This window comes from Vibrio sp. Y20_XG_PY13, from assembly GCF_024181925.1.
In the GTDB taxonomy this organism is placed as follows: Bacteria; Pseudomonadota; Gammaproteobacteria; order Enterobacterales; family Vibrionaceae; genus Vibrio; species Vibrio parahaemolyticus.
Genome location: NZ_JAMZAL010000001.1, coordinates 437,198 through 458,885, shown reverse-complemented (window position 1 = coordinate 458,885; position 21,688 = coordinate 437,198). Strand labels below are relative to the sequence as shown.

At 44.0% G+C, this 21,688-nt stretch carries 16 protein-coding genes; 8 read left to right on the top strand and 8 right to left on the bottom strand.

Annotated elements, in window-relative coordinates:
* Nucleotides 1-269: 269 nt before the first annotated feature.
* The gene (locus NL646_RS02035; protein ID WP_005498772.1) at nucleotides 270-1,418 is read right to left on the bottom strand and encodes an iron-containing alcohol dehydrogenase; all 1,149 of its coding nucleotides are present in this window, start codon (nucleotides 1,416-1,418) and stop codon (nucleotides 270-272) included.
* 204 nt (nucleotides 1,419-1,622) lie between these two features.
* On the opposite strand from NL646_RS02035, the gene NL646_RS02030 reads away from it, so the two are divergent.
* Nucleotides 1,623-2,504 carry an AraC family transcriptional regulator gene (locus NL646_RS02030; protein WP_025591183.1) on the top strand — a complete coding sequence of 294 codons (882 nt, stop codon included), beginning with the start codon at nucleotides 1,623-1,625 and terminating at the stop codon, nucleotides 2,502-2,504.
* Nucleotides 2,505-2,781: 277 nt separating this feature from the next.
* A complete protein-coding gene (locus NL646_RS02025) occupies nucleotides 2,782-5,946 on the top strand; it encodes a glycosyl hydrolase family 18 protein (protein ID WP_253663770.1) in 3,165 nt (1,054 codons plus the stop codon).
* A gap of 108 nt (nucleotides 5,947-6,054) precedes the next feature.
* Here NL646_RS02025 and glgC read toward each other — a convergent pair whose 3' ends face one another.
* The 4 genes from glgC to NL646_RS02005 form a co-directional block, all read right to left on the bottom strand.
* Entirely contained in the window at nucleotides 6,055-7,269 is a 1,215-nt protein-coding gene (gene glgC, locus NL646_RS02020) for a glucose-1-phosphate adenylyltransferase (protein ID WP_253663769.1), read from the bottom strand.
* 356 nt (nucleotides 7,270-7,625) lie between these two features.
* Nucleotides 7,626-9,374: a formate--tetrahydrofolate ligase gene (locus NL646_RS02015; RefSeq protein ID WP_253663768.1), complete on the bottom strand. Its 1,749-nt coding sequence runs from the start codon at nucleotides 9,372-9,374 to the stop codon at nucleotides 7,626-7,628.
* Between the two features lie 238 nt (nucleotides 9,375-9,612).
* Nucleotides 9,613-10,917, bottom strand: coding sequence for an inosine/guanosine kinase (locus NL646_RS02010; protein WP_024701266.1), 1,305 nt, complete (start codon nucleotides 10,915-10,917; stop codon nucleotides 9,613-9,615).
* A gap of 131 nt (nucleotides 10,918-11,048) precedes the next feature.
* Nucleotides 11,049-11,522, bottom strand: coding sequence for a CreA family protein (locus tag NL646_RS02005; protein WP_005454218.1), 474 nt, complete (start codon nucleotides 11,520-11,522; stop codon nucleotides 11,049-11,051).
* Between the two features lie 270 nt (nucleotides 11,523-11,792).
* Here NL646_RS02005 and NL646_RS02000 point away from each other — a divergent pair, with 270 nt between their 5' ends.
* The 3 genes from NL646_RS02000 to NL646_RS01990 all read left to right on the top strand — a co-directional run bounded on the left by NL646_RS02000 (nucleotide 11,793) and on the right by NL646_RS01990 (nucleotide 14,976).
* Entirely contained in the window at nucleotides 11,793-12,302 is a 510-nt protein-coding gene (locus NL646_RS02000; RefSeq protein ID WP_005454066.1) for a hypothetical protein, read from the top strand.
* Nucleotides 12,303-12,372: 70 nt separating this feature from the next.
* A complete protein-coding gene (locus NL646_RS01995; RefSeq protein WP_015313214.1) occupies nucleotides 12,373-14,124 on the top strand; it encodes an HD domain-containing phosphohydrolase in 1,752 nt (583 codons plus the stop codon).
* 183 nt (nucleotides 14,125-14,307) lie between these two features.
* Complete coding sequence (locus NL646_RS01990; protein WP_005498787.1) at nucleotides 14,308-14,976, top strand: HAD-IA family hydrolase; 669 nt, start codon at nucleotides 14,308-14,310, stop codon at nucleotides 14,974-14,976.
* Between the two features lie 552 nt (nucleotides 14,977-15,528).
* Here the strand turns inward: NL646_RS01990 and NL646_RS01985 are convergent.
* Nucleotides 15,529-16,944 (bottom strand): methyl-accepting chemotaxis protein, encoded by a 1,416-nt coding sequence (locus NL646_RS01985; protein WP_253663767.1) that lies wholly within the window; start codon nucleotides 16,942-16,944, stop codon nucleotides 15,529-15,531.
* Between the two features lie 577 nt (nucleotides 16,945-17,521).
* On the opposite strand from NL646_RS01985, the gene NL646_RS01980 reads away from it, so the two are divergent.
* Nucleotides 17,522-18,118 carry an ACP phosphodiesterase gene (locus NL646_RS01980; protein WP_101945289.1) on the top strand — a complete coding sequence of 199 codons (597 nt, stop codon included), beginning with the start codon at nucleotides 17,522-17,524 and terminating at the stop codon, nucleotides 18,116-18,118.
* A gap of 78 nt (nucleotides 18,119-18,196) precedes the next feature.
* The gene (locus tag NL646_RS01975; protein WP_253663766.1) at nucleotides 18,197-19,450 is read left to right on the top strand and encodes a DEAD/DEAH box helicase; all 1,254 of its coding nucleotides are present in this window, start codon (nucleotides 18,197-18,199) and stop codon (nucleotides 19,448-19,450) included.
* 39 nt (nucleotides 19,451-19,489) lie between these two features.
* Here NL646_RS01975 and NL646_RS01970 read toward each other — a convergent pair whose 3' ends face one another.
* Together NL646_RS01970 and NL646_RS01965 are read right to left on the bottom strand one after the other, a co-directional pair.
* Nucleotides 19,490-20,278, bottom strand: coding sequence for an EAL domain-containing protein (locus NL646_RS01970; RefSeq protein WP_015313218.1), 789 nt, complete (start codon nucleotides 20,276-20,278; stop codon nucleotides 19,490-19,492).
* A 188-nt stretch (nucleotides 20,279-20,466) separates the two neighbouring features.
* On the bottom strand, nucleotides 20,467-21,099 hold the full coding sequence (locus NL646_RS01965; RefSeq protein ID WP_015313219.1) for a hypothetical protein: 633 nt from the start codon (nucleotides 21,097-21,099) through the stop codon (nucleotides 20,467-20,469).
* Between the two features lie 214 nt (nucleotides 21,100-21,313).
* Here NL646_RS01965 and NL646_RS01960 point away from each other — a divergent pair, with 214 nt between their 5' ends.
* The gene (locus NL646_RS01960; RefSeq protein WP_005454378.1) at nucleotides 21,314-21,556 is read left to right on the top strand and encodes a DUF2164 domain-containing protein; all 243 of its coding nucleotides are present in this window, start codon (nucleotides 21,314-21,316) and stop codon (nucleotides 21,554-21,556) included.
* Nucleotides 21,557-21,688: the final 132 nt, after the last annotated feature.

Below are 21,688 nucleotides of genomic sequence, written 5' to 3'. Positions count from 1 at the left end.
AGTAGCGTAGTACTACTCTAAACAAAAAGATCTAACAAATGCGTAAGTTAGACCTTTGATTTCAATTTTATTTTTTGTGTATGTAAAGCTAAACGGTCGCCATTTTACTGACCAACGCGAACACTTAATTTTGTGCATTAATTGTTGTTTTTAGAATGCCCAATATTTGAACGCGTTAAAGCTTACAAAATAGCATAAAAAAACGGTATTGTGACCGTTAAGTCACAATACCGTTAAACCCTAGAAAGGGCAGTGAACAGTTGTTGCTGTTATGAGACAGCTAATTCTAAAATTTCACGGCTGCGTTCAAGAGTAATCGCTTGGTTTTCACCCAGAACTGTCATTCCGTGTTTGTTGAGTTGGTCAATGATGGCATCGATCGCTTGCTCGCGGCTCTCACCGTAGTTGTCTAGTTGAGTTGCTACACCAAGTTGGTGGTAGAACGCTTCGATGGCTTCGATAGTGCGTTCTGCAAGATCATCACCAGACTCCAAACCAAATACATTACGCCCCATTTGTTCAAGCTTCGCGCGCTTAAATTGCATCTGGTTACGCAGCAGTGATGGTTGGATGATGGCAAGAGAACGTGCATGATCAACGCCCCAAAGTGCAGTCAGCTCGTGACCGATCATGTGCGTTGCCCAATCGTGAGGAACGCCGCTACCAATCAAACCATTCAATGCTTGGTTTGCAGACCACATGAGGTTTGCGCGCCATTGGTCGTCATCGCGCTCTGCGAACTGTTCGCCAAGCGTTTTTAGGGTTTTTAGCAGGGTCTCTGCGTACCCGTCTTGAACCATCGCACCAGTAGGCAGTGTAATGTATTGCTCACAAACGTGTACCCACGCATCGACAATGCCGTTAATAAGCTGACGTTCAGGCAGCGTTTTCATTACATCTGGATCTAAGACTGCAAATTTAGGCTGTACAGCAGGAGACATGAACGGCAGTTTGTCTTGAGTTTCTGCTTTTGTAATCACTGCACCCATGTTGGATTCTGAACCAGTTGCAGGTAGCGTTAGGATAGCCGCAAGCGGTGTTGCTTCTGTAACTTGATGCTTACCGATCATAATGTCCCAGCCGTCACCATCGTACTTTGATGCTGCCGCAACGTATTTAGAACCGTCGATAACCGAACCACCACCAACAGCAAGAATGAAGTCGATGTTTTGATCTTTTACGATAGCGACCGCTTTATCCAATGTTTCTTTTGTTGGGTTTGGTTCTACACCAGAAAACTCAGACCATTCGTGGCCAGTGAGCGCTTCTGCTACTTGGTCGTATACGCCATTCTTTTTGATTGAGCCGCCACCGTAAATCACCAAGACCTTTTGATCCGCTGGGATCGCGTCTTTGATTGCTGCGATTTGTTGTTGGCCAAAGAAAATTTTGGTTGGGTTGACATAAGAAAAGTTCATTGCAGACCTCTTGTTTCCAGTTGAGGAGATTGAATACGTGCATATTAGTACGACTTTTTGTCGTGTTGTAGGTCGGTTTCTGTAAATTACTTGCCTATTTCTACAAAATTGTTGTTATAGCGCTGGAATCGGAAACAGAAGAGAAAGTATAGTGAGCAAAATGACAACAAAGCGTAGACCGATTGACGGTTTATGGAGCATTACATGAACACATTAGCTGAAACCATGCAGCAGTATGTTGAAAAGCATGATCTGCACAATTTAGAAGGCATTAAGCAAACCGCTATCGAAGGCGTTTGGTTTTATCGCAGTAGCAAAGGCAATAACCGTCAACCATTTGTGTATCAATCAGGGATCATTGTGCTTGGCCAAGGGCATAAAAACATCCATATAGGGCAAACGCCAGTTCAGTATGGTCCGGATGACTATTTGGTGGTGGGCGTACCTATGCCTCTAGAGTGTGAAGCATTTGCCACCAACAATGAGCCTTTGCTCGGTATTTCTATCGACATCTCGCCCACGCTGCTGCACAAACTTGTGAAAAAGCTCGAAGCACAGAAATTCAGTAATATCTGCGAAGATTCTAAACGTTGTGGCCTCAAATCGGTTCGAATGAACGACGCCATGCTCGATGCTTGCAAGCGATTAATGAAGGCGCTTTGCAACGATTTGGATGTGGCGATATTGGGCGAGTCCTTACTAGAGGAAATTGTCTATCGAACGCTTATAAGCAAAGAAGGGCACGTGTTGTTTGAATTGGCTCACCAAGAAGGTTCCTACGCGAGAGTTGCAAAAGCACTCAATCGAGTTCATGCCGAATACCATGAGCAATTGAATGTCCAAACATTGGCGGAAGAGGCCAACATGAGTATCTCGGCATTTCATCAGGCGTTTCGGAGCGTAACCTTAGAATCACCTTTGCAATACATCAAAAAAGTACGTCTCAATAAAGCGAGAGATTTGATTCAACTCGAAGGGAAACGAGTCAACGATGCTGCTCGACTTGTAGGCTACAGCAGCCCATCACAGTTTAGTCGCGAGTACAAGCGACATTTCAATGAAACACCAAGGTCAACAAAGGCATAGTGATCTTTATTTCAAAATGACGACTTTTTTCGCCTTTTTTATTAATTTGCGAGTCACTTATTTATTCGAATTATAAAATTAGTTGCTGGTGCCAAATAATAGGTATTTTGTTGCAACCATTTAGTGGATTCTTGAGAGGTGGTGTTGAAAACTCGCAAATACATAGTGTGAAATTTCCAACTTGTACTTAAGTTATTTTACGTCGAAATAAAAGTAAGAACGTGTTGTTTTAAACACGTTTAATATTGTTTTAACAATAACTTAAGGAAGAGCGATTATGCACCTTAAAAACGGGAAAGCAGTGAAAAGTGTCTTTACGCTAAGTACTCTGACTGCATCTTGTCTATTGGCCTTCAACAGCTACGCAGCGGTTGATTGTGCCCCTCTAGAAGTTTGGGATTCGTCAAAAGTTTATAATGGCGGCGACCAAGTTCAGCACGAAGGTAACGCATACAAAGCGCGTTACTGGACGCAAAACAATAACCCTGCACAAGCTGGCCAGTGGGGCGAGTGGGAATCTCTTGGTGCTTGTGATGGAACAGGTCCTGTTGATCCACCACAAAATGAAATCCCGACGGTGACTCTAACCGCTCCTTCTGCGTCGGCATCTATCACCGCTGGTGAAGTGGTTAACCTCGCCGCAGATGCAGCAGACACTGATGGCACAATTAGCAAAGTTGAATTCTTTGTTGATGGTGCTTTAGTTGGTCAGTCTACTTCGGCTCCTTTCACTGCATCTTGGACTGCATCTGAAGGCGTACACGAGTTTTCAACTAAATCTTATGATGACGCTGGCGCGGTAAGTACTGCAAGTTCAGTAACGCTTACGATTGCTTCAGCTCAGCCAGGTAATGAAGCGCCTACAGTGGATGTTGCGCTTTCAGCTACTTCAATCGACTTAGGCGGTACTGTTACGCTTACTGCTAACGCAGCAGACGCGGATGGTAGCGTTGCTAAAGTTGACTTCTACGTTGCTGGCGCATTAGCTGGCACAGCAACCGCTGCCCCTTACACACTAGACGTAACGCCTTCAAAAGCGGGCGCTCTAGCGGTATACGCGAAAGCGACAGATAACGCAGGTGCAAGCACAGACTCTGCAATTGCTACGTTAACTGTAAATGGTGGAGCTGTGGCATCTAACTGTCGTCCTGACGGTCTTTACCAAACAACAGGCGTGGACGTACCTTACTGTTCAATCTATGACGAAGAAGGTCGTGAGAAAATGGGTGCGGATCACCCACGTCGTGTCATCGGCTACTTCACGAGCTGGCGCGCAGGTGACGACCCACAATCGACTTACCTTGTTAAAGACATTCCTTGGGAACAGCTAACTCACATCAACTACGCGTTTGTGAGCATCGGTTCTGACGGTAAAGTGAACGTTGGCGATGTTAATGATCCGAACAACGCTGCAACTGGCAAAACATGGCCAGGTGTTGAAGTCGATCCTACGCTTGGTTTCAAAGGTCACTTTGGTGCACTAGCAACTTACAAGCAAAAACACGATGTTAAGACGCTAATCTCGATTGGTGGTTGGGCTGAAACCGGCGGTCACTTCGATGCAAATGGCGATCGTGTTGCTGATGGTGGCTTCTACACAATGACGACCAATGCTGATGGTTCTATCAACCATGCTGGCATTGAGAAGTTCGCAGCTTCTGCAGTTGAAATGATGCGTAAGTACAAGTTCGATGGTCTGGATATCGACTACGAATACCCAACATCAATGGCTGGTGCTGGTAACCCTTACGATAAAGACTTCATGGAACCACGTCGTCAGTACCTATGGGCTTCTTACCAAGAGCTGATGAAAGTACTTCGTGAAAAACTAGATGCAGCTTCTGCTCAAGATGGTACGCATTACATGCTGACTATCGCAGCGCCATCGTCTGGTTACTTGCTACGCGGTATGGAAACCTTCGATGTAACTAAGTACTTAGACTACGTAAACATCATGTCTTACGACTTGCACGGTGCTTGGAACGATCACGTTGGCCACAACGCGGCATTATTCGATACAGGCAAAGACTCTGAGCTAGCACAGTGGAACGTATACGGCACAGCAGCTTATGGCGGTATTGGTTACTTGAATACTGACTGGGCTTACCATTACTTCCGTGGTTCTATGCCAGCAGGCCGTATCAACATCGGTGTTCCTTATTACACCCGTGGTTGGCAAGGCGTAACTGGTGGTGACAATGGTCTTTGGGGCCGAGCAGCGCTACCTAACCAAGCTGAGTGTCAACCAGGCACAGGTGAAGGTGAGAAGAACAACTGTGGTAACGGTGCTATCGGCATCGACAACATGTGGCACGATTTAGATCCACAAGGTCGTGAAATGGGTGCAGGCTCGAACCCAATGTGGCACGCGAAGAACCTAGAGAAAGGCATTTGGGGTTCTTACGCTCAAGCTTACGGTCTAGATCCAGTGAACGATCCTTCTGACAAATTGGTTGGTACGTACACTCGTAATTACGACAGTGTTGCTGTAGCTCCTTGGTTGTGGAACGCGGAGAAGGGCGTATTCCTATCTACAGAAGATAAAGCTTCTATCGAAGTGAAAGCGGACTACGTTATCGATAAAGAAATCGGCGGTATCATGTTCTGGGAACTAGCAGGTGACTACAACTGTTACGTACTAGATGCAAATGGCAACCGTACTGCTATCGATGCAACTGAACAAGCGTGTGCTGCAGGTAATGGTGAATACCACATGGGTAACACTATGACCAAAGCTATCTACGACAAGTTTAAGTCTGCAACGCCTTACGGTAACAAAGTAGCGACAGGTCCAACACCAACTGAAGCAGTAGATATTACTGTTAGTGTTGGCGGCTTCAAAGTTGGCGACCAAAACTACCCAATTAACCCTAAGATCACATTTACGAACAACACAGGTCAAGCAATCCCTGGCGGTACTGAATTCCAATTCGATATCCCAGTATCTGCGCCGGACAACGCGAAAGACCAATCTGGTGGCGGTTTGAAAGTGATTGCTTCTGGGCATACTCGTGCAAACAACATCGGTGGTTTGGATGGCGTAATGCACCGCGTATCGTTCTCTCTACCAGCATGGAAAGATCTTCCAGCAGGCGGTACTTACGAGCTTGATATGGTTTACTACCTACCAATCTCTGGTCCTGCGAACTACTCAGTGATTTCTGGTGGTAAAGAATTTGCGTTCAAGTTTGAGCAACCAGATCTACCAATCGGAGACCTAAACGCGGGTACTGGCGGTGGCGGTACAACTGAACCAGGTTCTTGTGATACTGCTGGTTTGGTAACATACCCAAATCTGCCACAAACTGACTGGGCAGGTAACCCAAGCCACGCAAACCAAGGCGACAAAGTCATCCACAATGGTGTGGTTTACCAAGCAAACTGGTGGACGGCTTCTGAACCAGGTAGCGATGGTAGCTGGGCTACAGTATGTAACATCTAATCATTATTGATTAACTGTTATTACCTAACTTTCATAGGTACTTAAACAAAAGCGCACGGTAATTATCGTGCGCTTTTTCGTTTATGTTGTCGTTTGAATTGAGGACTTTCAGAACTGGTAGCTCTCCGGTATAACAACAATGCCTTTTTCTGAGATTTTGAAGCGTTTGGCGTCTTCAACCTTATTGATGCCGATTTGTGTATTCGGTGGTATGCGAACGTGTTTATCGACGATGCAATTCACCAGTTGGCTGCCTTCACCGACTTCTACATCATCAAAAATGATGGAATCCACAACGGTCGCGCTGTCTTGAATGCGCACATTTGATGAAATGATCGAGTGCTGGACTGAGCCACCTGAGTTGATAACACCGGTAGCTATGATCGAGTTGATGAAAATACCTTCGTTTCCTGTTGCAGAAGAGACGGTTCTCGCTGGTGGAAATTGAGGCTCGTAAGTGCGGATAGCCCAGTTAGATTGGTAAAGGTTCATCGGAGGTACTGGTTCCAATAAATCCATATTTGCTTCATAGAAGGAGTCAATTGTCCCGACATCACGCCAGTAACAATCTTTATCGACACGACCTTTGCTGCCACAAAACTTGTAAGCGTAAACCGATTCGGTGTCGATCAATTTTGGAATAATGTCGTTGCCAAAGTCATGGCTAGACGTTTCCAGTTTCGCATCTTCGGTCAGCGCTTCTTTGAGCACATCCATATCAAAGATGTAGATCCCCATTGATGCAAGGCTCTTGGTTTTATCGTCTGGAAGAGTAGGTGGGTTTTCGGGCTTCTCGACAAAAGACTTAACCAGTCCGTTTTCAGCGATTCCCATAACTCCGAAAGCAAAGGCGTCCTTTACTGGAACATCCATACAAGCGACGGTCAGCTTTGCCCCTTTCTCTTTATGCTCCTCAAGCATCGCTGCGTAATCCATACGATAGATATGGTCACCAGATAACACAACAACGTATTTTGCGTCGTTCCGCGATAGTAACCACAAGTTGTGGTAGATGGCGTCGGCGGTACCCTCATACCATGCACCACCTTTGCGCATTTGAGGCGGAACTGCCGTAATGTACTCACCAAGTTCGGGATTAAAAATCGACCAACCGTCACGAAGGTGCTTTTGTAGTGAGTGAGATTTGTATTGAGTAAGCACTAGAATTTTACGTAAACCTGAATTAAGACAATTGGTTAGCGTAAAATCGATGATTCTGTATTTGCCGCCAAATGGTACCGCAGGTTTGGCTCGATCATCAGTGAGTGGGCTAAGTCGTGAGCCCATCCCGCCTGCTAAAATTACAGCGAGTGCGTCTTGCATAATATTCCCTTTCCCTTGTTCTACATGCGTCTAAACCGTGCTTAACCGGAGGAGGTGTTATACAACGCAACAATTTAGAATGACATGTGCTGGTTTGTTTGTTAGCTACTGCAAACTGTAGTACAAGAATCGCGCCATTGAATATTTCTTTAAAAATCAAAATGATGAATTTTGTGACCGAGAGTTGATGCACTATATTAGTGAATTAAAAAATAGACAGTGCATTATATTGGGGCGGTATAGAATCTGGGGATTTAAAGAGATTATTGATTTACAATGTAAAACCTATTTAAAACAGTAAGATAAAGGGAGCTGTCTAGCTCCCTTTGTGTTTGATTTCATTTAAATGAAGCTCATTATGACAAACCGATGATATTACCATCTTCATCAAGGTCAAGATTCATAAACGCTGGCTTGTCAGGAAGACCTGGCATGGTCATAACGCTACCCGATAATGCGTACACGAAGCCAGCACCGGCACATAAACGCAGTTCACGAATTGGAACAGTAAAGCCAACTGGCGCGCCTTTTACTGAAGAATCGGTGGTGATAGAAAGTGGCGTTTTAGCAATACAAACAGCTAATTCGTTAAACCCTAGTTTTTCAAAATGAGCCAATTGCTGAGTTGCAAGTTCACTCATTTCAACATTTGTCGCACCATATCCAGCTTCACACACAGACATCAGCTTCTCCTGAAGGGATTGATGTTTCTGATATAGAGGTCGGAAATTCGTGGTTTTTTCGCAAGCATCAACGACATGCTGTGCTAGATCTCTCGTACCTTCACCACCTTGGGCAAAAGCAGTGCTGATAGCGACTTTAACATTTGGATCGAATGCGTGAATGAGATCTTGAAGCGCGATGAGTTCTTGTTCGCAATCTTGAGGGAACTGGTTAATCGCAACAACGGCTGGGATTCCATATTTATGGACGTTCTTGATGTGCCACTTTAAGTTTTCAAACCCGGCTACCAATGCCGCTTGGTCAGGCGAGAAAATCGAATCTGGAATTGCCATGCCAGGGCGCAAGTCGTAGTGGCCGGAGTTCGCTTTAAGGCCTCTTAACGTCGCAACAATCACCACACAGTCAGGCGCTTTGTTGGCAGCCGCTGCTTTAATATTACAGGCTTTCTCAAATCCCATGTCAGAGCCAAATCCTGCTTCAGTTACCGTGTAACGCGAAAGTTTTAACGCAATATCATCAGCGATAATAGAAGAATTACCATGCGCAATGTTAGCAAAAGGGCCTGCGTGGATCAGAGTAGGGACACCTTCAAGCGTTTGCATCAATGTTGGTGCAATGGCTTCTTTCAACGTTACGGCCATCGCACCTGCTACTTGTAAATCTTCTGTGGTGATAGGCTGACCGTCGAGATCATAAGCAACAACAATTTTGCCAATGCGCTGACGTAAGTCTTTAAGATTTTTTGCCAACGCAATAATGGCCATCAATTCAGATGCGGCTGAAATATCGAACCCTTCGTTACGCTCAAATCCGTTAATGGTTTTGCCTTGTTCGTTCAAACCAATTTTGACCATGCGAAGTGCACGGTCGTTGTGGTCCATCACGCGTTTCCAAGTAATGCTTTCAACGTCAATTTTTAATGCTTTTAAACCAGTTCGAGCTTCAAAGGCGTCATATCCTTCGCGCTGCTCGTGGAATAAGCGCGCATCTAAAGCTGCAGACGCCAAGTTGTGTGCTGCCGTAACGGCGTGAATATCACCCGTCAAATGCAAATTGAGCTCTTCCATTGGCGCAACTTGGGAATATCCGCCACCTGCGGCACCACCTTTGATGCCAAAGACAGGGCCCATTGATGGCTGTCGAATACATGCCATCACGGATTGCTGTAGCTTCGCCAGCCCTTGCGCAAGGCCGATGGTTGTCACGGTTTTACCTTCACCTAGTGGAGTAGGGGTAATCGCGGTGACCAGAACCAATTTCCCGTTTTGGTTATCATTCAGGCGGGCTAAACACTTAGGGTGTACTTTGGCTTTGTATTTTCCGTGCGTATCAAATTCTTCAGGCAAAAGACCTGCTTTTTCAGCGATAACATCGATGGAAGATAACGGTGTGTTTCGGCAAATTTCAATATCAGACTGCATGGATACTCCCAAATATGGCTAACACGCGGCGTTCAACATCAAGCAATCTATGTAGACTGTATTGTTGTTGCGCAAACGTTTGCGCGAGAATAATACTGGTTAAAAATTAGGTGTAAAGAAGTTCGTGCGCCTTCGCGTGCTACATAGTAACAAAATCCACTAAATACTGCGCTAGATCAAAACAAAAAGGCCACCAAACGGTGACCTAAGTATATTTTTTGCTCTAAAGCTAACCTTCTTAGCGATCCCAGTAGGTCTCTTCTAAGCTGTCTTCGCGTTCTGGCAGAGCTCGCGATAGGCGAGGAGAGTGCTGAGTTAGCACTTCGTAGCTCACGCGGTTCGCGTATTTACAAATTTGAGAAAGTGATGAATACGTCAGACAGCGTACTTCGTGTTTCTCTGAAGTAGGCACTTCTTTCTGATGGAAAGAGTTTGCAGCCATGTCATGCAGCAGTGCAGACAGTGCAGCGTCACCCGCGCCATTAGTGTTCTTAATTTCTAGAGGGCCACCAAGGTATGGACCGATGTGTGAATACACTTTCATTGGATTCACACAATCTTCTTTGCGCATTGCGCGGCTGAACTCAAACTTGTTGAATTTCTCAATAGAGCTTTCAAGAATATCGTGTGTAGTTTCACGTTTCACTTTTTCGTCAGTGTAACCTGCCATGTAAAGACCGTTTGGCCCTGCAGTACAAAGAACAAGATCTACCCACTCAAGTGCTTTATCCGCAGCGGCGAGTGGATCGTTTTCGCCTGTAAGCGCCGCGCCCTCTTCTTCATTCATAGCCACAACAGATACGTTTTCACGAATGTACTCTTGCCACCATTCCGCGTTGCCTTCAATCACGTACTTTGTGCCCAGAGTAAGAACAACAGGTACATCGTGCTTCTTGGCAAAATCAATCGCACGTTGTACTGCTTTAGGCATTGGGTCTTCTTCTTTACCGCGCATTAGGTACGAAGAAACAACAAGCGCAGAAGCTTTCTCAAATACTTCTTCAGGAATGCTTTCTGGAAGAAGTTGGTTCATGTGACCTTCGTTAATCGCGAATGTACGTTCACCATCTTGAGATATAAGGGTGTAGCAACGACCAATCGGACCATCTACCGTTTGTAGGTGGTTTAGGTTCATGCGTGAAGACGTACGGCAAAGGTAGCGGTAGGCGAAAGAACCCACTTGAATGTTCTTTGACATTACGCCAAGCAATACAGATTTGCTGTCTGCTAGAACAGAATAATTGTGCAGCGTGTTACCAATAGTATCGCCAGGGTACTGGTGTGTGATCAGACCTTGCTCTACTAACTCTTCATACAATGCATCTGCTTTGCTCTCTTCAAGAACAAGAGAATGTCCTTTACTTAGGTTGTATTTTTCTAGAAACGCATCATCCACACGAGCTTCGATATCTACGATGGTTTGACCAACACCGACAATGGTTGGGCGGTATAGCTTAGGCGCTTGTCGAATTTGGTTGACTAATGGATCTCGAGCGTGAGTTGGGAAGTAGTGTTTAGATTTACGCTGACCAGGAAACTTCATGCTTGTTCTTGAGTGAGAAAAAAAAGAGGCGGGATTGTATCACAAAAAAATGAAAATCGTGGTGTTTTATTGCAAAGAAATTTGCCCGCTGAAAAATGCAGCGGGCTGACGAATTCGTAAGCGAAGTGAGCTTAATTTATCTTAGCTTCAGTCGGTTGGATGTAAGCTTTCGTACCCCAAAGAGGTACAGTTGATAGACTGTGTTTGAAGCTGCCTGATGTCTCTTTAGTTGAGTAAGAAAGGTACATCAAGGTTTGATTTTCTGGATCATAAATACGGCGAATCTTCATCGATTTGAAGAAAACGCTCTTAGACTTTTTAAATACCACTTCACCTGATTTGCTCTTATCAATTTTAGTAATCATCTCAGGTGTAATTTCACCAGTTTGACGGCAAGAAATTGAACTGTCGCTTGGGTCCGCTAAACTGAAGTCCGCTTCGATGCTCGCTACATGACAAGTAACGCCCGGAACTTCAGGGTCTACGAGCGTATTCAGTTTTATGTCTTTCATAGTAAACATACCCAAAGAGACATCACCAACCTCATCGTTGCCACAGCCAGCAAGAATGGTAACCAAACCTAAAGCAAGCAAACGTTTTTTCATTATTCCGTCCTTAATTAGAAAAATATATAGATTCAATCTATCAGACGTTGGCATCTAAAACAAAATTTGGCGCAACCTCAGGACTTTAGCTAGGTTTGTTAAGGGCTTCATGCTAATGTACCGCTTCAAAGCGAGTTCATGTTTAAGAGTTGAGTCAATGCGATATAGAAAACCCTGTTAGGTTTTCGGAATATTGGCGTGATGGCTCATATACAGCCCTCGTTTTTGACTCGCTACTACTCTGTAGCCTGAGATATTTAAGGTACTCAAATGAATGAACAGCAGTTAGCCAGCATCGAACGCAAAAATGCGTGGCTGCACGATCTCGTCGAAGTTGAATTTCCCACTCCTGAAAGCTTGAAAGGTCGCGAAACCTATTTCCAAGCAACAAATGCTCAAGAATACCAAATCGTCGCTAAAGACTCTTTGTTGGAAGGTGAAGCGAATTTGCAGGCTGATGACATTTTCCTCGTGGATTTTCATCGACTGACTATTATGTTTTCGATTCTTCAGTCTCAACGTTGGGAAGAACAGTATGACCAAGAGATGATAGTTGAATACCTTACCCAAATTATCTTAACGCCGGATTTTGAGTTGTACGTTGGTTTTAAAGATGGCAACCCGGTGGGTGCAGCCATTGCGAGTAGCTATGAAGGTAACACGCTGATTTCTGACGTGGCCGTTTCTCAATCTTTAGATAAACAACAGTTTTCAGCGGATATTGCGAAAAGACTTAATAGTGATCACAAATTATGTGACACAATTATAATAGAAAGTTGATCAATATCGGCTTCATTTAAAAATGAAGCGCTACTATATGCAGCATTGCATTGGTTCGGCTGGGTAAAAAATGGTTAAGCGTTTAGCGCGTTTTCTCACTCTTGTGTTGTGCATAGGAACGGTTGCCGTACAAGCAGAGGAAACAAATTGGGAGCTCAAACGAGTTCTCGTGCTTCACTCCTATGATCCGTCTTATCAATGGACTAATGACATTCAGGCGGGAATCGAAAAGGGATTCAAGCAAACTGACGGCGAAGTCAAACTATCCATTGAATATTTGGACGCGAAGCGTGTTCATTCCGAAGGCTATTTGCAACAAATGGCGAGTTATCTTCGGTTTAAATATCGAGCTTATGAATTTGATGGTGTGATTATCTCTGACGACGCAGCCATGCGTTTCGTCAGAAATTATTTTCAGAACCCCAAGCGCAATGTTCCTATGGTCGCGATTGGGATTAATGATAAAGACTCTTCTCTCGATACAGTAAGTACAAATGGCAGTGTGATTTACGAAGAAGATCGCGTGGTCGAAAACATCGCGTTGATCAATCGTTTGCGTCCCCGTATCAAAAATTTGTATTACCTTGCCGATCGCAGTGTGACCTCAGAACTGATATATCAACGCGTAAAAGCAGAGATGAACAAGTTTCCACGTATCAATTTGATTGAAATCAGAGACGCGAGCCTACAAGAGGCGGCAAATCAGCTTTCTACAGTCAGTGCTAATGATGCGGTTTTGTTGACTCACTACAATACGGAAGGGGATTCAGGGAAATATCACACCTACAGAGAAGTGGCTCGAGCTATTGGTGCAAAAAGCCGTGCCCCCGTGTTTGTGATGTGGGAACTCTATTTAGGCGAGCCGGGAATACTGGGTGGCTTTGTGAACCGCTCTGAGCAATTTGGTTATGAAGCTGCGGAGATAATGGCGAGTAAGATGGGGATGTCTCTGACGTCAGCGGCGCATGCGCTGGCTATCACTGAAGCGGTCCTGGACTATAAGGCGCTTACAAAATATGAAATCAGCCATTATGACATCCCTAAAAACGCTGAAATTCTTAATGCGCCACCACCACTGTTTAAAGTAAACCTCAAAACACTGTTGTTCACGTGCGGCATTATTGTGCTGCTTTCTCTTGTTGTTGTGATTCAGTTTATGACTATTCGCCAACGCAAAGAGATTGATAAGAAAAATAGAAAAATTGTGTTGCTTCAAAAACGAACACTAAACGTCCAAAAAGAGATGATTCACGTATTGGGTGAGGCGATTGAAAGTCGCTCTGGAGAAACTGGCCAACATGTAAAACGTGTCGCTAAACTGTCTCGTCGTTTGGCTCAACTTTGCGGATTAACGCATCGTGAAGTGGAAATGATTGAAATCATTAGCCCTATGCACGATGTCGGTAAAATCTCCGTGCCAGAATCGATTCTCGATAAGCCTGGCGCATTGACAAGTTCAGAGCGTGAAATCATGAAGCAACATACCATTAAAGGTTATGAGTTGCTGAACATGAAAGAGGGCGACATCACCAAATTAGCAGCGGTGGTTGCCCACGAACACCATGAAAAATGGGACGGTACGGGTTATCCAAATAATCTAAAAGGTGAGGACATTCATCTCTTCGCACGCATTGTCGCAATTGCTGATGTATTTGACGCATTATTAACAGAGCGTTGCTACAAACGGGCTTGGACAATTAATGAAGTCGTCGATTGGTTTAAGTTGGAACAAGGCAAACACTTTGACCCAATATTATGCCAACTGTTGCTAGATAATTTAGATGACTTCATCGAAGTTCGATACATGTATCCTGATGCATAACAAACTGAGCAAGATTACATTCGGTGATCTTGCTTAGAAAAACAGGAATTGCTTTTCCCCATTTCTACGAAATGCCAAGTCTGTCGTTTAAACAAATCTAAACTCAAATATGATTAAGCCATACATTTGTATTAAAAAATAAGTTTGATCAGCGACATCGACAAATGCGTCTAGGGGAAGGCTATGGCAATTACCAATATTAAATGCGTGATTTTTGATTGTGATGGCACGTTGGTCGACAGTGAGCGTTTATGCTGCCAAGCACTAGTGAATGTATTTAATCTACACGGTGCAGAGTTAACGATGGAAGAATGTGTTTCTCACTTTAAAGGTGGAAAACTGGCCGATATTCTTCTTGATACGAAAGAGTTGATGAACATTAATGTTCCAATTGATGTTCTTGAACCCCAATACCGAACAGAAGTTCAAAAATTGTTTGTTCGTCATTTACAACCAATGGATGGCGCTAAAAGGCTGATCCAATTCCTCGACTCTCACAATATTGAATACTGCGTCGCGTCAAATGGTCCCAAAGATAAAATTGAATACGCACTTGAGTTAACCGGCCTGCTTGATGCATTCAAAGGAAAAGTATTCTCTGCGTTTGAAGCAAACAGTTGGAAACCTGAACCTGATTTGATCATGTACAGCGCGATGAGCATGGGCTTTTTGCCTAGTGATTGTTTGTATATCGATGATACACCCAAAGGTGTAGAAGCAGGGTTGAATGCCGGAATTAAGACGGTTCAGCTATTTAATGGTGAGGCCATTAACCGAGTCGACGATGACCGAGTTATTCGCATTCAACATTTGGATGAATTAAAAGAGCAGCTCATGGGCTGCTCTGTTTAACCGTTTAATGACGAGAATGACTTAGGTTATGAATTTGTTTAATTTTCGACTGTAAATATGGCGCTTGGTAAAGGCATTGAATGGATGAGAAATTTTTCGTGTGGAATCCACAAGCAGCACACGTGAATTTTTCACCGTTTGATGAGATTAAGTATTCATCACATTGGCAAATAGGGCAGTTTAGGTTTTCGTTGTCTTTTGTATCGTTGTAATTATTCATATTGTTTTCCAGCAGCAAATTGGAATTGGCAGGTTAAGCATAGCGGAACGCCGTCCGCTTGAACATTATTTCATCAGGTACAAGGAGAACTTGAGATTCACTTCAAAATAAACCGTTTCCCAATCGGTATTTGATCAATGCTATTTTCCTTTCACTCCTCAAATAGACTTCAAATTATTCAATAAGTTCGGTTTTATTACACCAAAGAATGAGTACGAGACAAGTACGTAGAGAAAGTGAATGCGAGTTATATTCTCGAAACAAATAAGTGAATACAAATGTAGAAAATAAAGGCTCCCAATTAGGAGCCTTTATTTGTTATTACCTTGTTATCAAGCAGTGCGGTAACGCTCTAATACTTCACCGAGTGAAACCGACGCTTTGGTTAAGTTCGCGACACCAACAGTAGACTGCTCCGCCACCTCTCGAATTGTGCTGGACTGAGTACGGATATCAGCAAGCTCAGAGGCGATATCATTCGCAACCGCACTTTGTTCCTCCGCGGAAGTGGAGATTTGAATGCTCATGTCCATCAATGAACGAGCAGAGTCCGCAATCGCTGTGACATCTTGACCAATTTCATCGATCAACTGGCTGCTTGTTTGGGCTTGCTTGACCGTTCTGCCAGTAATCGAAGCGATGTTTTGGCTTTCCGATTGCAGCTTCTCAATCATGGCTTGGATCTCTACCGTGGCTTGTTGTGTACGACTTGCCAGCGTTCGGACTTCATCGGCTACAACGGCAAAACCGCGGCCTTGTTCGCCTGCGCGAGCCGCTTCGATAGCGGCATTGAGAGCTAACAGGTTGGTCTGCTCAGAAATTGCATTAATGGTCGTGATGACATCATTAATCTGCGTAGTGTTTTCATTTAAGTTGGTGACTGATGAAGAAGCTTGCTCGATGTAGCTCGACAAGGTTTCGATCTCAGCAATAACGTGCTGTACTCGGCTACGGCTCGTTTCTATTTTTTGTGCATCTTGATCCGATTGCATGGTCGCTTGTTGAGAGATGCTCGAAACCTCTTTGGCAGACGCCGTCATTTCTTCCATTGCGGTTGCGACAGAATCAAGTGTTTGGTACTGGTGCGTAATCTGTGTTTCGCTCAGTTTCATGTCTTGTTCAAATGCAGATGACGTTTCACTTAGCGTATTGGCGTTTTCTTTTACGCTATTGACCAGTTCGCTTAATGTATCCATCGACTTATCTAGTGCGCAGCCAATGGTGCCAAACTCGTCACGGCCAGGGTGAAAGCCCAATCGAGAAGTTAAGTCACCGTCACCAATTTTCTCTGTTGTGGTGTATAGCACCCACAAAGCGCCTCCGATGAATGTCGCTACCCAATAGCAAAATACTGCAAACGGCAAAACCCATAGAAAACTAAGAAGGAAAGAGGTAAGGGCGTTGTATTGATTGCCTGCGTGCTCGGTCAATCGAACAAGCTCACCCGCAGAGGTTGTGCCATAAACCGTGGTAACACCATCTGCAAACAAGCTCTTTTGTTGATGGTTAGCTTTTGAGATACCTGTAATTTGATAGATATCTGTGGGATTAGCTTCAATGATGCCATCTAGTTTTGCTTGCACGTTGGCGATAGATTGTCGCTCGAACTGATGTAAATCATTTAGGTATCGGCTTCCTGCTACCGAAGTGAGTGCCATCAGAAATAGGAGGAAAATAACCCACATTTTGTCGTTGATAGACATCTTAATAAATAGTCGGTCTATCGTTCTAAACTCAACTTCTCTCATTGATTACTCCATTAGAGATAAAAGATATTGAACAAATCTATGGATATATCGAAACAAAATATGCGATGCGAATCAGCAAAATATGTAACGAAGGGTGAGTTTATTTTACAAAATGAGATCTAGGGTCGCCTATAACAGTATGTTATGTCTTTTAATGATAGAAATATCGATGTAATTCCAGCTATCTAAGTGAAGATGGCAGAGAAGAGTAACGACGCTGCAATCGTTTACTTATGATTATGCTCATAGGTTTTTAAATCTTTACTTTTCGCTGTCATGAATGTGTCATATAAAGTCTATAAAAAGGAGTTGCTGTCACCGAATGAAATAGGAATGGTGGCAGCAAGTTGAAACCGCAATGTTTCATAGTTTCATAAAGGAGGTCACAATGAGCGACCAATACCAAAACGACGAAAGCCTAGAGCTGCTAGATGCGCTTGAAATTGGCATTATTTTGTCGGAATACGTTGGCTCTGACAACGAAAACGAATAGTACCGTTTAGTACTCTCTTCACGTTCTTTTAGACGTTATACTAAGTTCATGAAACACCGAGCCAAGAAGGGCGAAAGACGGTAAATGAACTTTTTAGCCCACCTGCATATTGCAGATCACTGTAATAGCCATTTTATGGGAAACTTGCTTGGAGACTTCGTCAAAGGAGATCCAAGCAAGCTATACGATTCTGACATTACTAATGGCATCAAACTCCACCGCTTCGTTGACCGAATTACCGATCATCACCCTATTGTCGAAGAATGTAAGCCACATTTTAAAGGCGTAGCGAGACGCTTCGCGCCAATTGCGCTAGACATGTTTTGGGACCATTGTTTAGCAAAGCATTGGAATGATTTTCATCAAGAGTCGTTAGACGACTTTGTCGAGTTCGCATTTCAAAAAGTAGACAAAGATGTTCACGAACCGCTTCCTGCGCGTTTTATGTTATTGCATCAACGCATGTGGCGAGGCGGCTGGCTGCAATCTTATCAAGATCTCGCCAACATTGAGTTTGCACTGCATCGGATGTCTCAGCGAAGCCCGAGAATGGCAGACTTGACGACAACGTTTGAAGTGTTAGATGGTGAATACGCAGCGTTAGAGGCGAATTTCTCAGAGCTTTATCAAGACGTTCTGCGCCAATCACTTGAATTTCACCAACAACTAAGCAGTTCATAACTCAATCCTTTGGCGTAGAGGTAGTATGGCTATGGCGGCTCTGGTAAACTCTGCGCTCCAAAAATTATGAGGTTTATCATGTCCGTTAATTTTGCTGATCTTGGCATTGAACAACAGTTAGTCGAAACGTTGAACAATATGAATATTGTGACGCCAACGCCAGTCCAAGAAAAATCGATTCCACACGTACTGGAAGGCAAAGATCTTCTTGCGGCTGCGCAAACGGGTACCGGTAAAACGGCGGCATTTGGTTTGCCGATTATTCAGGCGGTACAGCAAAAGAAACGTAATGGCACACCTCACGCTCTCATCCTAGTTCCAACTCGTGAATTGGCGCAGCAAGTGTTTGACAATTTAACGCAATACGCGGAACACACGGATCTACGTATTGTTTGTGTGTACGGCGGTACAAGTATTGGCGTGCAAAAGAACAAGTTGGAAGAGGGCGCGGATATTCTTATTGCTACGCCGGGCCGATTGTTAGACCACTTGTTTAACGGCAACGTAAACATTTCTAAAACTGGCGTGTTGGTGCTTGATGAAGCTGACCGAATGTTGGACATGGGTTTTTGGCCTGATCTGCAACGCATTCTTCGTCGACTACCGAATGACAAACAAATCATGCTGTTTTCGGCGACGTTTGAAAAACGCATTAAAACCATCGCTTACAAACTGATGGATTCTCCTGTTGAGGTGGAAGTGTCTCCAGCGAATACAACGGCAGAAACGGTTAAGCAGATGGTGTATCCAGTTGATAAAAAGCGTAAGCGTGAATTGTTAGCGTATTTAATTGGTTCACGAAACTGGCAACAAGTACTTGTTTTCACTAAAACCAAACAAGGCAGCGATGAGCTTGCAAAGGAGCTCAAACTGGATGGTGTCAAAGCGGTTTCGATTAATGGTGATAAATCGCAAGGTGCTCGCCAGCGTGCACTTGATGAATTCAAGCAAGGTAAAGTTCGAGCCCTGATTGCGACAGACGTGGCGGCTCGCGGTCTAGATATTCAAGAGCTTGAACAAGTGGTGAACTTTGATATGCCATTTAAAGCCGAAGACTACGTACATCGTATTGGTCGTACTGGCCGCGCGGGTAAATCCGGTTTGGCAGTTTCGTTAATGAGCCAAGATGAAGAATACCTGCTTCGTGCGATCGAAACGTTGTTAGACCAGCGTTTGCCTCAAGAATGGCTAGAAGGATTCGAACCAAGTCTAATCGAAGAGGTAGAACCTGAGCGTGATGGTGGCGGTCGTCGTAAGAGTCGTTCATCAGAAAAGCGCAAACTAAAAGCAAAACTCGCGATTCATAAAAATCGTGGCAAGCACCGCAAGTAATCCAGGTATTCAAAGGCGGCGGTGCTTAACAAGACGATCTTAGGCCGTTTTGGCTTCCTCGTACATTTCTAGGGTTTGAGGCATCGCAAGCAAGTAGCCTTGGTACATATCGAAACCGAGTTTTTTCATTAAGTTAAGTTGATGCTCGGTTTCAATTCCCTCGATAACGGTTTTTGAACTCAGTTCTTTCGCGAGCGCTAACGCTTCTATTAACGCAGAAAAATCCCCGTCTTCGTATTTCAACAGCAATGAACGATCCATCTTGATGATGTCTGGTCGAACGCATTTCACTCGCTCGATGGTTGAGGCATTAATGCCGTAGTCGTCAATAGCAAGTTTAAAGCCTCCGTCACTCAGTTCTTTCGTCGCTTTGTACAGAAAGGACTCATCGCCTGCGCTTAATTCAACTAACTCCATCACGATTTGTTCTCGACGCAAATCCGCCTCACAAATAACTTGCTTCAGTAGATGGCTGTATGAAAGGTCCTTCGCCAGCATTTCTGCAGCTCTGGGAAGCACATTAAGAAAGAGCTTTTTGTTGCGGTAACGAGATTGCCCAAAGTTTTTGATGTGAATAAGGCGACTAAGTCGCTCGACATTAAGTTGAACATGTTCAGAGATGGAAGGAGATTGGAAAAAGAGATCCGGACGTATCATAGAACCATCAGCAGTGCTGATTCGCACTAAGGCTTCCAAGCCGATGATGGAAAGATCCTTTTTATAAATGGGTTGGAAGACACTGCGAAGTGTCAACTCCTCATATTGCGCGATGTACTGCCCATCTACTTGTTTAGAAATGCAGCCAAGAAGCTGCGAGATGCTCATCATTATTACGACAACCTAGATCAATGGTTTTTGATTGGTGTTACATGGACACCAACTTTGATTTCAGTAGTCAGAATCTAATTGGGCTAGGCCATATGAGGCAAGAGGGTTAATACGAGATGATTAGATTTATCGAGCCGTATCAAACAAATGTATGAATAGACTGATAATCTACCTGTTGCAATTTGATACTACCACTGTAATACGGCGTACAACTGCAAGTACTTTCGAACCAGTTGCTGTTTGTTAGAACGACGCAAAGGGTGGCCAAATTTGATGTAACAAGGACTGATACCAAAGCGAGTATCAAGGGATTGAGTGAGCTGAGATTCACTGGTGTAAAGAGTGATGCCTTGCTCAGTATATTCGTTGATTTGATCCGGTAATTCGCCCATCCACCAATGGAGCAGTTCTCGGCTGGTTTTACTGCGACTGATCCAATGATCGCAAACAAGAAAGAGTAGGTCGTTAGGTTGGAGAGCGTAGCCATATTCGCTTTGCCATTCGGTAATTGAAGACAACAAGTTTTCGCGACACGATTTACCGGCACTGACCATGTGATGGCTTAACACCCAAACCGTTCCAATCTCAGAAGAAATGCGATAGTGGTGAGGTAGGTCTGGAGCGTCGAGTACTTCAATCGGTCTTACGATGCTGTTGTAACCAAAATGACGGAAGGTGTGTTCCATTCGGCGAGAAAATGCAAGACCAAGATGGTGTTCACTCATACCTTGGTTATGTACGGCAGGATAATGCTTCTCACACAGTTTAAGACAATCGTCCTGAAAATCATTGACACTTTGGATCACTAGGTCGAGTAGCAAAGAATATCCCTTAATGGTTAACAAAACGAACCGCAAAAGGTTAGCATAGTCTTTTCAGAATAGACTAATTTAGATCGGCAACTTCTTGATCTAAACACCAAAATTAGAAGCAATACGAATTTGGGGTGATTAAAGGCTACACAATCGAGACGAAACTCGACTATTTCGTAACGGTTAGCGAAATCCCCATTAAGCCGCACTAAAAGGAACACGCATGATTAAGTTAGAAAGAGCCCAAAAAGAAACATTAGCGTCGGCAATTCAAGATTATATGCAGGATGAACTCAGCATTGAGATTGGCCAGTTTGACAGCGAATTTCTGATAGATTTTATTACCGATAAACTAGGCGCAGTCTATTACAACAAAGGCGTTGAAGATGCGAAAGCCGTGATAGAACGTCGAATGCTTGAAATGTCTGATGAGCTTTACGAGATAGAGCAAGAAGTATCAATTTAAGCTTTTGCGCATTCAATACGCCAAAGTTCCTTCAAAATTTTCGAACAAGTTGATAGATACTGTGCGATTGGCTGGATGTAAAGGATGGTAAATAATCTGTTTCATATAAGGTAAATAGGTTAATGTTGTGTT

What these genes read in the sequence shown, in the direction of transcription:
- NL646_RS02035 (WP_005498772.1), bottom strand. Translation starts at nt 1,418, where the DNA reads ATGAACTTTTCTTATGTCAACCCAACCAAAATTTTCTTTGGCCAACAA.
- NL646_RS02030 (WP_025591183.1), top strand. Translation starts at nt 1,623, where the DNA reads ATGAACACATTAGCTGAAACCATGCAGCAGTATGTTGAAAAGCATGAT.
- NL646_RS02025 (WP_253663770.1), top strand. Translation starts at nt 2,782, where the DNA reads ATGCACCTTAAAAACGGGAAAGCAGTGAAAAGTGTCTTTACGCTAAGT.
- glgC (WP_253663769.1), bottom strand. Translation starts at nt 7,269, where the DNA reads ATGCAAGACGCACTCGCTGTAATTTTAGCAGGCGGGATGGGCTCACGA.
- NL646_RS02015 (WP_253663768.1), bottom strand. Translation starts at nt 9,374, where the DNA reads ATGCAGTCTGATATTGAAATTTGCCGAAACACACCGTTATCTTCCATC.
- NL646_RS02010 (WP_024701266.1), bottom strand. Translation starts at nt 10,917, where the DNA reads ATGAAGTTTCCTGGTCAGCGTAAATCTAAACACTACTTCCCAACTCAC.
- NL646_RS02005 (WP_005454218.1), bottom strand. Translation starts at nt 11,522, where the DNA reads ATGAAAAAACGTTTGCTTGCTTTAGGTTTGGTTACCATTCTTGCTGGC.
- NL646_RS02000 (WP_005454066.1), top strand. Translation starts at nt 11,793, where the DNA reads ATGAATGAACAGCAGTTAGCCAGCATCGAACGCAAAAATGCGTGGCTG.
- NL646_RS01995 (WP_015313214.1), top strand. Translation starts at nt 12,373, where the DNA reads ATGGTTAAGCGTTTAGCGCGTTTTCTCACTCTTGTGTTGTGCATAGGA.
- NL646_RS01990 (WP_005498787.1), top strand. Translation starts at nt 14,308, where the DNA reads ATGGCAATTACCAATATTAAATGCGTGATTTTTGATTGTGATGGCACG.
- NL646_RS01985 (WP_253663767.1), bottom strand. Translation starts at nt 16,944, where the DNA reads ATGAGAGAAGTTGAGTTTAGAACGATAGACCGACTATTTATTAAGATG.
- NL646_RS01980 (WP_101945289.1), top strand. Translation starts at nt 17,522, where the DNA reads ATGAACTTTTTAGCCCACCTGCATATTGCAGATCACTGTAATAGCCAT.
- NL646_RS01975 (WP_253663766.1), top strand. Translation starts at nt 18,197, where the DNA reads ATGTCCGTTAATTTTGCTGATCTTGGCATTGAACAACAGTTAGTCGAA.
- NL646_RS01970 (WP_015313218.1), bottom strand. Translation starts at nt 20,278, where the DNA reads ATGATGAGCATCTCGCAGCTTCTTGGCTGCATTTCTAAACAAGTAGAT.
- NL646_RS01960 (WP_005454378.1), top strand. Translation starts at nt 21,314, where the DNA reads ATGATTAAGTTAGAAAGAGCCCAAAAAGAAACATTAGCGTCGGCAATT.